General features: G+C 71.8%; 9 protein-coding genes. 7 read left to right on the plus strand and 2 right to left on the minus strand.

Features of this window, described 5'->3' with window-relative positions; translation table 11 throughout:
* The first annotated feature begins 63 nt into the window (after positions 1-63).
* The 3 genes from ACFTZC_RS12285 to ACFTZC_RS12295 all read left to right on the plus strand — a co-directional run bounded on the left by ACFTZC_RS12285 (position 64) and on the right by ACFTZC_RS12295 (position 5,680).
* A complete protein-coding gene (locus tag ACFTZC_RS12285) occupies positions 64-1,938 on the plus strand; it encodes a serine/threonine-protein kinase (RefSeq protein WP_382888725.1) in 1,875 nt (624 codons plus the stop codon).
* A gap of 184 nt (positions 1,939-2,122) precedes the next feature.
* Positions 2,123-3,793 carry a succinic semialdehyde dehydrogenase gene (locus tag ACFTZC_RS12290; protein WP_382888726.1) on the plus strand — a complete coding sequence of 557 codons (1,671 nt, stop codon included), beginning with the start codon at positions 2,123-2,125 and terminating at the stop codon, positions 3,791-3,793.
* A gap of 12 nt (positions 3,794-3,805) precedes the next feature.
* Positions 3,806-5,680, plus strand: a complete 1,875-nt coding sequence (locus ACFTZC_RS12295; RefSeq protein ID WP_382888727.1) for a GMC oxidoreductase — start codon at positions 3,806-3,808, stop codon at positions 5,678-5,680.
* Positions 5,681-5,760: 80 nt separating this feature from the next.
* On the opposite strand, the gene ACFTZC_RS12300 is transcribed toward ACFTZC_RS12295, so the two are convergent.
* Entirely contained in the window at positions 5,761-6,870 is a 1,110-nt protein-coding gene (locus ACFTZC_RS12300; RefSeq protein ID WP_382888728.1) for an LAETG motif-containing sortase-dependent surface protein, read from the minus strand.
* Positions 6,871-7,303: 433 nt separating this feature from the next.
* Positions 7,304-7,639 carry a chorismate mutase gene (locus tag ACFTZC_RS12305; protein WP_382888729.1) on the minus strand — a complete coding sequence of 112 codons (336 nt, stop codon included), beginning with the start codon at positions 7,637-7,639 and terminating at the stop codon, positions 7,304-7,306.
* 379 nt (positions 7,640-8,018) lie between these two features.
* Here ACFTZC_RS12305 and guaA point away from each other — a divergent pair, with 379 nt between their 5' ends.
* The 4 genes from guaA (at position 8,019) to ACFTZC_RS12325 (ending at position 12,478) form a co-directional block, all read left to right on the plus strand.
* A complete protein-coding gene (gene guaA, locus ACFTZC_RS12310; RefSeq protein WP_382888730.1) occupies positions 8,019-9,602 on the plus strand; it encodes a glutamine-hydrolyzing GMP synthase in 1,584 nt (527 codons plus the stop codon).
* Between the two features lie 114 nt (positions 9,603-9,716).
* Complete coding sequence (locus ACFTZC_RS12315; protein WP_382888731.1) at positions 9,717-10,328, plus strand: Uma2 family endonuclease; 612 nt, start codon at positions 9,717-9,719, stop codon at positions 10,326-10,328.
* Positions 10,329-10,502: 174 nt separating this feature from the next.
* Positions 10,503-11,768 (plus strand): hypothetical protein, encoded by a 1,266-nt coding sequence (locus ACFTZC_RS12320; protein ID WP_382888732.1) that lies wholly within the window; start codon positions 10,503-10,505, stop codon positions 11,766-11,768.
* Between the two features lie 191 nt (positions 11,769-11,959).
* The gene (locus ACFTZC_RS12325; protein WP_382888733.1) at positions 11,960-12,478 is read left to right on the plus strand and encodes a DoxX family protein; all 519 of its coding nucleotides are present in this window, start codon (positions 11,960-11,962) and stop codon (positions 12,476-12,478) included.
* Positions 12,479-12,605 lie beyond the last annotated feature (127 nt).

The raw sequence follows: 12,605 nt of genomic DNA on the forward strand, positions 1-12,605 counted from the left end.
AGTGTTCCCTCCGTACCCTGTGGTCCCAAGGAACGGGGCTGGGACGTGGAGCATTCGCAGAGTATGAGCGCGGACACAGGCACGGGCGCGGCTACGGGTACGGAGGCGCCCCGGGCGGGCATCGAGAACGGGCCGGTGCTCGCCGGGCGTTACCGGCTGGGCGACGCCATCGGCAGCGGCGGCATGGGCAAGGTGTGGCGCGCGCACGACGAGGTGCTGCACCGCACGGTCGCCATCAAGGAACTGACCGCGGGGCTCTACGCCTCCGAGGCGGACCGGGCCCTGCTCCACCGCCGCACCCAGAAGGAGGCGCGCGCCGCCGCCCGGATCACCCACCCGGCCGTCGTCACCGTCCACGACGTCCTCCACCACGACGACCGGCCGTGGATCGTCATGGAGTACGTCGACGGCCCCTCCCTCGCCGACGCCACGAAGGACTCCGGCCGGCTCGACCCCCGCGAGGTGGCCAGGATCGGCCTCGCGGTCCTCGGCGGGCTGCGCGCCGCGCACTCCGCCGGGGTGCTGCACCGCGATGTGAAGCCGGGCAACGTCCTGCTCGCGCGGGACGGCCGCGTCCTGCTCACCGACTTCGGCATAGCGGCGATCGAGGGCGACGCGACGATCACCAGGACCGGCGAAGTGGTCGGCTCCATCGACTATCTGGCGCCCGAGCGGGTACGGGGCAAGGACCCCGGCCCCGCCTCCGACCTCTGGTCGCTGGGCGTCACCCTCTACACGGCCGTGCAGGGGACCTCGCCGTTCCGCCGCAGTTCGCCGCTGACCACGATGCAGGCGGTCGTCAGCGACGAGCCGGCCCACGCCGACCGGGCCGGCGCCCTCGCCCCGGTCATCGCGGCGCTGCTCCGCAAGGACCCGGTGGGGCGGCCGGACACCGCCGAGTGCGAGCGCATGCTCCGCGAGGTGGCCGGGGGGCGGAACCCGGACGGGACCGGGGCCCCGGGGGCACCCGACGACCGGGGCGAGGCACCGACGTACGTGGCGACGCGCGTCGTGCCGACGGGCACCGACAAGCACGACAAGCACGTTGAACACGTCGGGCCCGCCGAGCACGCCGCGTACCCGGGGAGCCCCGGCCGGCCCGTCGACTCCGGTCGCCCGTACGGCAGTTCCGCCACCGCGCACGTGCCCCGGGCCGAGCCGATGCCCGCCGCCGCGCCCCCGCCCGTACCGAGGCCGGCGCCGACCCCGGGCCCGGCCGCGACGGCCCCGGGCCGCCAAGGGCGCCGCCGCTGGCGCACGGTGGCCGTGGCGGTCGTCGCGGCGGCGGCCCTCGGCGGTGGCGCCGGCTTTGTCGCCCTCCAGCTCTCGGGCGGCGGCTCCGGCACGGCGGACGGCGCGACCGGGACCAACACCTCGGCCGGGCAGTCGGACGGCGGCGCCGCCGACGAAGACGACGAAGGCTCCACCGGCGGCTCCGTCGCCAAGGGCTGGAAGCGCGTCACGGCGCCGGAGGGCTTCAGCATCAACGTGCCCAAGGGCTGGACGCGGCTGACGGACAGTACCCAGATCGACTACAGCCCGGACGGCGGAGTGACGCTGCTGCGGATCAGCATAGGGGCGCCGGACTTCGAGACCCCGATGCTGCACGCGCAGAGCATGGAGCAGAGCCTGCGGGAGCGGCTGGACTACACCCTGATCGAGCTTCAGCCCAACCGGTACCGGGACCAGGCGCAGGCCGCGCTCTGGGAGTTCACCTGGATGGAGACGGGCGACCGTCCGGGCAAGCGGCACGCCATCGACCAGATCTACTACTCGGACGACAGCTCCACGGAGTACGCGATCTACATGTCGGGCCCTGAGAAGGGCTGGGCCAAGACCCGCAAGCAGTTCGACGCCGTCCTGCGCAGTTGGACGGAGCCGCCGGCAGGATCCGGCGATGCGAGTGCGACCGGTGCATCCGGCGCGTCCGGCGGCTGAGGCGGAAGCTGACAGTACGCGGCAGTACGCAGCAGTGCGCGGCCGGCGGCGGACACGGCGTACACGGCGCACGGCACGCGGAGGACACGGCATGTACGGCCCCGCCTCCGGGCCGGATCCCGCGCCCCGATTGGCTGTTACTGCCGGGTATTCAAAGCCTCGTCCACGGAATACGCTCGGTGCCATGACGGACTCGCAGGCCCCTGCCCCCACCTCCGCCGCCGATTCCGGCTCCGGCACCGCGCCCGACACCACGACCGGGGCCGCGACCGGCACCAACCCGGTGGCGCCCGTCCCGGCCGGCGTCCGTACGGCGGCCGATGTGGTGACCCCCGAGGTGGTCGCCCAGCTCACCCGCGGCGTCGTCGGCTCGGGCCGCACGGCCGGCCACACCCCGTTCACCGGGGAGAAGCTCGCGGACCTGCCCGAGTCCACCCCCGAGGACGTGGCGACCGCCTACGAGCGGGCCCGCGCCGCCCAGCCCGTCTGGGCCGCCCTCCCGGTGCGGCGGCGGGCGGCGGTGCTGCTCCGCTTCCACGATCTCCTCCTCCAGCGCCAGGCCGAGGTGCTCGATCTGATCCAGCTGGAGACCGGCAAGGCCAGGCTGCACGCCCACGAGGAGGTCCAGGCGGTCGCCGTGGCCGCGCGGCATTATGGGCGCAGGGCCGCCTCGTATCTGCGTACGAAGCGCCACACCGGCGCCGTGCCGCTGCTGACCCGGGTCAGCGAGGCGCGCCTGCCGCGCGGGGTCGTCGGCCAGATCGCGCCGTGGAACTATCCGCTGGAACTGACCGTGGGGGACGCGCTGCCCGCGTTCGTCGCGGGGAACGCCGTCGTCATGAAACCCGACACGGAGACCGCGCTCACCGCGCTGTGGGCCCGTGACCTGCTGATCGAGGCCGGGCTGCCCGCCGAGGTCTTCCAGGTCGTCCTCGGGGAGGGGCCCGTCATCGGCCCCGAGGTGGTCCGGCACGCGGACTACGTCTCGTTCACCGGGTCCACCAGGACGGGCCGCGAGGTGGCCAGGGGCGCCGCGGACCGGCTGGTCGGCGTCTCCCTCGAACTGGGCGGCAAGAACGCCATGCTGGTGCTGGCCGACGCGGACGTGGAGAAGGCCGCGGCGGGCGCGGTGCGCGCCTGCTTCTCGTCGGCCGGCCAGCTCTGCATCTCCATCGAGCGGCTGTACGTGCACGAGTCGGTCGCCGACGCGTTCGTGGAGCGGTTCGCCGCCCGGACGAAGGCGATGCGGCTCGGCAGCTCGCTCGCGTACGGCGCCGACATGGGCTCCCTCGCCGGGGAGCGGCAGCTGGCGGCCGTCGTGCGCCATGTCGAGGAGGCCGTCGCCAAGGGCGCCACCGTCGTCGCGGGCGGCGCCGCGCGCCCCGACATCGGGCCCTACTTCCATGAACCGACCATCCTCGAAGGCGTCGAGGCGCCCATGGCGGTCTGTGCCGAGGAGACCTTCGGCCCGGTCGTCTCGCTCTACCGGTTCGGCGACGAGGACGAGGCGATCGACCTCGCCAACAGCACGCCGTACGGACTGAACGCGAGCGTCTGGACCCGGGACGCGCGCCGTGGCCGCGCGGTGGCGGCCCGGCTGCGCACGGGCACCGTCAACATCAACGAGGGGTACGCGTCCGCGTACGGCAGTGTCCAGGCACCGATGGGCGGAATGAAGGAATCCGGTCTCGGCCGGCGCCACGGCGCCGAGGGCATCCTCAAGTACACCGAGGCCCGGACGGTGGCGGAGCAGCGGATCATTCCGATGGGGCCGTCCTTCGGGATGGACGACGAGAGGTACGCGGCCTTCATGAGCCGGAACCTGCGAGCGATGAAGGCGCTGCGGCTGCGCTGACGAGGAGAGCCGGTGGAACGGAAGAAGGACGCATACGACCCCGACCATGACCATGACGCCGGGTACGACTACGACGTGATCGTCGTCGGCTCCGGCTTCGGCGGCTCGGTCTCCGCGCTGCGGCTGACCGAGAAGGGGTACCGGGTCGGAGTCCTGGAGGCGGGCCGGCGCTTCACCCGTGAGACGCTCCCGAAGAACTCCTGGGACATCAGGAACTATCTCTGGGCCCCGGCCCTCGGCCTGTACGGCATCCAGCGCGTCCATCTGCTCGGCAACGTGATGGTGCTGGCGGGCGCCGGGGTCGGCGGCGGCTCGCTCAACTACGCCAACACGCTGTACGTGCCGCCCGCCGCCTTCTTCGAGGACCCGCAGTGGGCCGCCATCACCGACTGGGAGCAGGAGCTGAAGCCGTACTACGACCAGGCACGGCGCATGCTCGGCGTACGGCTCAATCCGACGACGACCCCCTCGGACGTCCACCTCAGGGCGGCGGCCGAGGCGATGGGCGTGGGCGACAGCTTCCGTCCGGCCCCGGTCGGCGTCTTCTTCGGGGACGGCGCGGACGCGGCCGGTACGGCCACGGCCCGCCCCGGGGCGACGGTGGACGACCCGTACTTCGGCGGTACGGGACCGGCGCGCCGCGCCTGCACCGAGTGCGGGGAGTGTATGACGGGCTGCCGGCACGGCGCGAAGAACACCTTGACCGAGAACTACCTGTACCTGGCGGAGCGGGCCGGAGCGGTCATCCACCCCATGACCTCGGTGACCGCCCTCACGGAGGACGAGGCGGGCGGCCTCCGCGTCACCACCGTGCCGACGGACCAACGGCGCGTGGGGCGTACAACAAGCCGTTCACGTCGTACAACAAGCCGTTCGAAGGGGGGAACGGGCGGCCCCGGAAAAGAGTTCCGGGCCCGTCATGTCGTGGTCGCGGCCGGTACGTACGGCACCCAGACCCTGCTGCACACGATGCGCGACGGGGGCCTGCTGCCACGCCTCTCGCCCCGGCTCGGGGCCCTGACCCGTACCAACTCCGAGGCACTGGTGGGCGCGCAGACCCTGGACCGGCGCTACCGCGCACGCCACGGCGCGCCGAGGGTCGACTTCACCCGGGGCGTCGCCATCACGTCCTCCATCCACCCGAACCCGACCACGCACATCGAGCCGGTGCGGTACGGCAAGGGGTCCAACGCCATGGGCGCGCTCAGCATCCTCCAGGTGCCGTACGGCGACCACCGCGTCCGGAACTGGCTCGGGAACGCCGTGCGCCATCCGGTCCAACTGCTCCGGTCGTTCTCGTACCGCAGATGGTCGGAACGGACGATCATCGGACTGGTCATGCAGACGCTGGACAACTCCCTCACCACCTACCGCAGACCGGGTGGCCTGGGCAAGGGCCTGCTCACCGCCCGTCAGGGCCACGGCGCCCCCAACCCGACCCAGATCCCCGAGGCCACGCGCGCCGCGACCCTCGTGGCCGAGGAGATCAACGGTTTCCCCGGCAGCAACGTGGGCGAGCTGATGGGCACCCCGCTGACCGCGCACTTCCTGGGCGGTTGCGTCATCGGGGCATCGGCGGAGGAGGGCGTGATCGACCCGTACCACCGGTTGTACGGGCACCCCGGGATCTCCGTGGTCGACGGCTCGGCGGTCTCGGCGAACCTGGGCGTCAACCCGTCGCTGACGATCACGGCCCAGGCGGAACGCGCGATGTCCTTCTGGCCGAACAAGGGGGACCGCGATCCGCGCCCGGAGCAGGCCGCGGGGACGCCGTACGTGCGGCCCGCCGCCGTGGAGCCGCGGTCACCGGTGGTCCCGGCGGGGGCGTTCGGCGAGCTGAGGCTGCCGTTCCTGGGGATACCGACGGTCCCGCCCCGAAAGAACTGACGAGGACGCAGAGAGGCGCTGCACCCCCCTCCGAGTGCAGCGCCTCCCCAGCTTCAGCGGTTCCGTTCCGCCCGCGGGTGTTACGCGGCGGCGTCCCCGTCACGACGGCGCTTCATCGCGAACACCACACCGGCACCGGCGACGACGGCGATCCCGCCCACCATGCCGATGACGGGAACCGTCGAGGAGGAACCGGTCTCCGCGAGGTGGCCCTGCGGCTTGATCTCGGTGTTGCCGACCGGCTTCGCCGGGATCGGCTTCTTGCCACCGGTCTGCGGCCGCGGCTGCGGCTGCGGCGTGGCCTCGCCGGGGTTGCCCGCGTCCGTACCGGCGGCGGCGATGTCGAACTCGTACGACGCGAAGTCGTCCGCCAGGACGCAGTTGCCCTTGTCGTCGGCGTAGACGCCGACGCCGATGACGTAACCGAAACCGGCCGGGGCGGACTTGTCCACGCTCAGGCGCAGGTCGACGGAGAACGACTCCTTCGCCCGGATGTCGGTGTAACCGACGTAGCCGGCGCCCTCGTCGTTGTCGTCCAGGGAGATGTTGATCCACTGGCCCGACACCGGGTCCTTGTACTGGAGCGTCAGGTGGCTGGAGGTGTCCTCCCAGGTCTTCTCGTCGATCTGGGAGGCGAAGACGGCGAGGTCGACGCGGGTGTAGACGTTCTTGCCCTTGTTCGACACATTGAACTTGAACCCGTGGAAGCCACTGCCCGCGACGATCCGCTCCGGCAGGCCGGTCAGGCTGGTCTTGAGGTTCTCGTCGAACGCGAGCTCGCTGTCGTCGTCGCACTCGATCGGGCCGGCGGGGGCCTCGCCGGTCGAGGTGGCGGACGGTGCGGCCGCCGGCGAACTCTGCGAGGCGCTGGGCGAGGGCTTCCCCGCCTCGGGAGCGCCCTCCTCCTCGGGCTCGGTGGGCGGAGTGGCCGGGGTCTCCTCCTCGGTCTCCGGCGGTGCCGGGGCCTCGTCGGTCGGCGGTGTTTCCACGACGGGCGGCGTCTCGCCGGTCTCACCGGCGCCGGCCTCGGGCGTTTCGGTGTCGGGCATCTCGGACCCGGGTGTCTCGGCGGAGGTCTGCGGGGTGGCGGGGTCGCCTTCGGTCGCGAACGCGGCGGGCGCCGCGAAGAACGCGGCGGGGGCGATGACGGCGGTCGCGGCTGCGACCGCCATGGCGCGGCGGAGCTTCATGAAAGACCTCAGCGAAATTCGGCGCACCGGCAGGATGCGGTGCGGAGTCGTTGGGCCCTCCCAGATGATGTGGGGTCACGGGTGAGGCCGTTGTTTCGCATGCAAGACCTGTGACCCATGGGAATGGTTGCAGCGGTCTTCACGGAATCTTTATGTGGCCTGCGTCACAGAGCGTGGCCGCGAGGCCGGTCCCGGGCGTCCCCGGAACCGGCCGTTCCTCCGGTGACCGGGCGGCTGTCCCCTGCCGGCCGGTCACGGGCGCCGGGGCGAGGTCCCACGCCGTATCCGTCGCACGCCCCGGCGGAGCCACGCGGTCCTTCTCCCGACTGCGACGAAGTGCGCTGCGTGCCCGCACGGCCCAACGAACGGGCCCCGTGGGCGGTCACGGGTGCTGTACGGGTGCTGTACGGGTGAGAAGAAGGGACAGCGGCGGTCAGACGCGGCCCCGGCTCAGCTCCAGCAGCGTCATCGCCAGCGCGGTGCCCGGTTTGCCGAGGGCGTCCCGGTAGCGCGCGAGGATCTCCATCTCCCGGGAGAGATTCACGCGCCGCCCCCCGGAGGTGATCCGGGCGTCCTGGATCACGGCCGAGATCGCCATCCGTTCCTGGACGAGGCCGATGATGCGGTCGTCCAGCGCGTCGATGCGTTCCCGCGCGCCGCCGATGAGCGAGGCGGCCTCGGTGGTGCGGGCGCCGGTGTCCTCCTGGCGCGTGGTCGTGCGCGTGGTGGTGGTGCCGGTGGTGGCGCTGGTGGTGGTGTCGGGTGCCATGACGGGTTCCTTGTCGGTTCGGGGGCCCTGAGCCGTACGGCCCCGAACGCGACAGACGCCCCGGGCCTTGTCGGCCCGGGGCGCCTGGGAAGTCGCTTGTCAGCTCAAGCAGCACGACCATGGCAGCCGGACGGGCCGGTGCCATAGGTAAAGACGAAGGTGAGCTGCTTGCGCATGGGCACAGTATGGACCCGGTTCCCGGGCGGACCGCAAAGCGGGGCCGGATGGTGAGACGGGGCGGGCCGCGCTCGTCTCCGTCCGCCTCCGTTCAGGGACCGCCCCTCACCCGGCACCGCCCCCGTTAGACTCGGGAGATACAGCACCGTGCTGTCCGTCAGCACGGTGTGAACGTCCCACCTCCGCCGGAAGGCCGCCCCCAGTGCCAGCAGCACCCCCCGCCGCCCCCGACGTCGTACTCGTCGTCGACTTCGGCGCGCAGTACGCCCAGCTCATCGCCCGCCGCGTCCGCGAGGCCCGGGTCTACAGCGAGATCGTCCCGTCCACGATGCCCGTGGCCGAGATGCTGGCCAGGAAGCCCAAGGCGATCATCCTCTCCGGCGGCCCGTCCTCCGTGTACGCGGAGAACGCCCCGAGCGTCGACCGCGCGCTCTTCGAGGCCGGTGTCCCCGTCTTCGGCATGTGCTACGGCTTCCAGCTCATGGCGACCACGCTCGGCGGGACCGTCGACAACACGGGGGCGCGTGAGTACGGCCGTACCTCCCTGCGCGTCTCGAAGACCGGCTCCACCCTCTTCGAGGGGACCCCGGCCGAGCAGGCCGTCTGGATGTCGCACGGCGACGCCTGCTCCGCCGCGCCCGAGGGGTTCACGGTCACCGCGTCCACGGACGTCGTGCCGGTCGCCGCGTTCGAGAACGACGAGAAGAAGCTGTACGGGGTGCAGCACCACCCGGAGGTCATGCACTCCACGTACGGCCAGCAGGTCCTGGAGCACTTCCTCTACCGCGGCGCGGGCATCGAGCCGACCTGGACCACCGCCAACGTGGTGGACGAGCAGGTCGCGCTCATCCGTGAGCAGGTCGGCACCAAGCGCGCCATCTGCGGGCTCTCCGGCGGCGTGGACTCGGCGGTGGCCGCGGCGCTGGTGCAGCGGGCCGTCGGATCCCAGCTCACCTGCGTGTATGTCGACCACGGTCTGATGCGCAAGGGCGAGACCGAGCAGGTCGAGAAGGACTTCGTCGCCGCGACGGGCGTGCAGCTCCGGGTGGTCGACGCCGAGGAGCGCTTCCTCACCGCGCTGGCCGGGGTCTCCGACCCCGAGCAGAAGCGGAAGATCATCGGCCGGGAGTTCATCCGGGTCTTCGAGCAGGCCCAGGCGGAGATCGTCGCGGAGGCGGGCGCGGAGGGCGAGGACGTCGCGTTCCTCGTGCAGGGCACGCTCTACCCGGACGTGGTGGAGTCCGGCGGCGGCACCGGCACCGCCAACATCAAGTCGCACCACAATGTCGGCGGGCTTCCCGACGACATCGAGTTCCAGCTCATCGAGCCGCTGCGCAAGCTGTTCAAGGACGAGGTCCGGATGGTCGGCCAGCAGCTCGGGCTGCCGGACGAGATCGTCCAGCGCCAGCCGTTCCCGGGCCCCGGCCTGGGCATCCGTATCATCGGCGAGGTCACCCGCGAGCGCCTCGACCTGCTGCGGGACGCGGACGCCATCGCCCGCGAGGAGCTGACGGCGGCGGGCCTGGACCGCGAGATCTGGCAGTGCCCGGTGGTCCTCCTCGCCGACGTGCGCTCCGTGGGCGTCCAGGGCGACGGCCGGACCTACGGCCACCCGATCGTGCTGCGGCCGGTCTCGTCGGAGGACGCGATGACCGCGGACTGGACGCGGATGCCGTACGACGTACTGGCGAAGATCTCCACCCGCATCACCAACGAGGTGGCCGACGTCAACCGCGTGGTCCTCGACGTGACGAGCAAGCCCCCGGGCACCATCGAGTGGGAGTAGCCTCCCCGTGCTGGTCAACGCCGACGCCGTCGCTCATTCGTTTGGGCGGCGGCGTTGTCGTATCGCCTGGGTAGGCTGCTGGTAGGGGTCAGACTCCGTCCTATGGGAGTAATCATGAGCGCCGCACCTGAGCACGGGCTGGAACCGCGATACCAGTGGCCGATCCCGCCCGCCGGGGGTTGGACCGCGGACGACCTCGACCGGATTCCGGGCCTCCCGCCGCACACTGAGCTGATCGACGGGAGCCTCGTCCTCATGAGTCCGCAGCGGAAGTTCCACACACGCATGATGTGGCTGCTGGAATACGCTCTTCTGTCGCAGGTGCCGGACGGCTTGGACATCGACCGTGAGATGACCATCAAGATCGACTCGAAGAATCGGCCGGAGCCGGACCTCATCGTCTACCGGGCCGAGGCGGACACCGGACTTGAGCAGACCTGGTACGACCCCGAGGACGTTGTCCTCGCCGTCGAGGTCGTCTCCGACGACTCTCTGGAGCGCGACCGCGAGGTCAAGCCGCGCAAGTATGCCGCCGCGGGGGTGCGCTGCTACTGGCGGGTCGAGAAAGAGGGTGATCATCCCGTGGTCTACAGCTACGAACTCGACCCGGCCACCCATGTCTACGTCCCGACCGGCATCCACCGCGAACGGCTGGAGCTGAAGGAGCCGTTCGCCATCAGCGTCGACCTCACCGCGATCAACCGGCGCCGCCCCGCGGAGGACTGAGCCCGGTGGTCCAACGGGTCGGCGGGGCAACACCGTAACGATGTTGTCACCCGCACCGACCCGGCAAACTTCGCATACCCCTCCCTTCGTGCGGGACAATTTCCTTGCGATGCAAGGAAGTTCATCCGGGCGGGACCCGGGCTGAGGCGCGGGGCGGGGAAGGCGGCAATCGGCGTGGCGGTGCAAGAGGTGCGGCAGGGCGTGCACAGCGGTGGCTGTGCGTGCGGGGACTGTCCGCACGGGGCTCGGGAAGGGCACCGGAGAGCCGTGGCCGCGTTCCTGGCGAAGCGCGACGAACTGGCCGCCGGGCAGGGGCTGCCCGCCGCTGTCGCGCACTCCGTGGGTGCCTCCCGGCAGTGGGTGTCCGACGAACTCACCCAGTCCGCCCGCGCGGTGGCGGACCGCAGCCGTGAGGCGGGGGACGCCTGGCTGCACACCGTCTGGCGGCACACCCTGTTCGCCGCCTGGGGCTGCGTCGTCCTGCTCCTGCTGGCGCAGGCGGTGACCGCGATCGGTACCGGCTGGACCCTCGCCCGGACGGCCGGGCTGGTCGCCGCCGTCCTCTGTGCCGCGCTGCTGACCGCCGCCGCGTGGCTGCACCGCGCCCGCGGCGGGCTGCTCGCGCCGCTGATCGGCGAGGACAACCGGCTCTCGACCTCACGGACCGTCGCCTCCGCCTGGGTGCTGCTCGTCGTCTACGCCGTGCTCGTCCTCGCCTTCGAACTCGCCGGCGCCTCCGGGCACCGCCGCCGCGACGAACTGATCGCCGGTCTCGAACTGGCCCGGGGCGCGGGTCTGGTGAGCGTCCTCGCCGTGGTGTGCGCCATCGCCGTCGTCGTGCGCCGCGTGGTGTCCGTACGGGTGCTGGGCCAGCGGCTCCAGAAGGTACGCGCCGACCGGCCCCGCCTCGCCGACCTGCTCTGCGACGACGGCGGACGCGGCAGCTTCACCGATGTGCAGTACACGCTGGTGAATGCCGTCGCCGTCGTCTTCGCCGCCGTACGGCTCGCCCGGCGCCCCGAGCAACTGCCCGATCTGCCCTGGGCGCTGGCCCTGCTCGTCGGGGTCTCCGCCGCCACCTACTTCGCGGGGAAGTACGCCGAGGGCGGGCGGCCCGTCGTGCTGTCCGTCGTACGGGCCAGGGAGGCGGGCGATCTCGACGCCCCCATCCGGACCGGCGACGACATCGAGATCCGCGGCGCCGGATTCGTCCCGCCCGGCGCCGGCACCCCGGACCGGCTGGCCCGGATGGTCGTCCGGATCGGCGCGGTCCACGTCCATGTGCCGCTGGTGCCCGTCCCCGGCGGATTCGCCAACCCGGCGGACACTTCACTCACCGTGCCCGTACCGGTGGAGGTGGAGCCCGGAGCCGTCGAGGTGCAGGTGGTCACCGCGGCGGGCATCGAAACCAACCGCGTGATCATCGAAGTCATGGACTGAGCGAATTCGGCCGATTGTTGCTCCTGTTTCGATGAAGAGTTTCCACGTCTTTTCCGAGTAGGCCCGTCCCGCGCTGCCCAACGGCTGGTTCACTGAGCGCCGGATGTGTTCACTGCGTATGCAGGGACAGGGCACGCGGAGGCAGCCGCCTCCGCGGCAGCGGTGCGGGACAGGGAGAGGCGGACCCGGCGATGACACACGGCTACCGGACGGACGGTTACGGAGTGCTCGGCGGCGAGCGCCCCGGCCTGCGGGAGAGCGCCACGCGCCACGCACTCCTGCCGCTGAGGATCTTCCTCGGCGTCACCTTCATCTACGCGGGCATCGACAAGCTCACCCAGAGCGGCTTCTTCTCGGCCACCGGCAGCGGCTCCGTCGGCGAGATGATGCGGGGCGTCCGCGACAGCTCCGCGATCCCCGCCCTCGTCGACCTGGCCCTCAAGAACCCCGCCGGCTTCGGATACGCCATCGCCATCGGTGAACTCGCCGTCGGCCTCGGCGCCCTCTTCGGCCTCCTCACCCGGATCGCCGCACTCGGCGGCGCCCTGATCTCGCTCAGCCTCTGGCTCACCGTGAGCTGGCAGGCCACGCCGTACTACTACGGCAACGACCTCCCCTATCTCATGGCCTGGCTGCCGCTCGTGCTCGCCGGAGCGCCGACGTTCTCCCTGGACGCCGTCCTCGCCGACCGGCGCCGGCGTATGAGGTAGTGGCCCAAAGTCACCACGGCCGCCAGGAACAGCCCGAAGAAGACCAGGGGCAGCGCCGCGAACCAGGGTGTGTGCCAGGCGTCCGCCGCGTCGCCCGCGTACGCGGCGGACGCCGTCAGCGCCGTCA

Origin of the sequence: Streptomyces sp. NPDC056987, from assembly GCF_042673865.1 — a bacterium.
Lineage (GTDB): Bacteria > Actinomycetota > Actinomycetes > Streptomycetales > Streptomycetaceae > Streptomyces.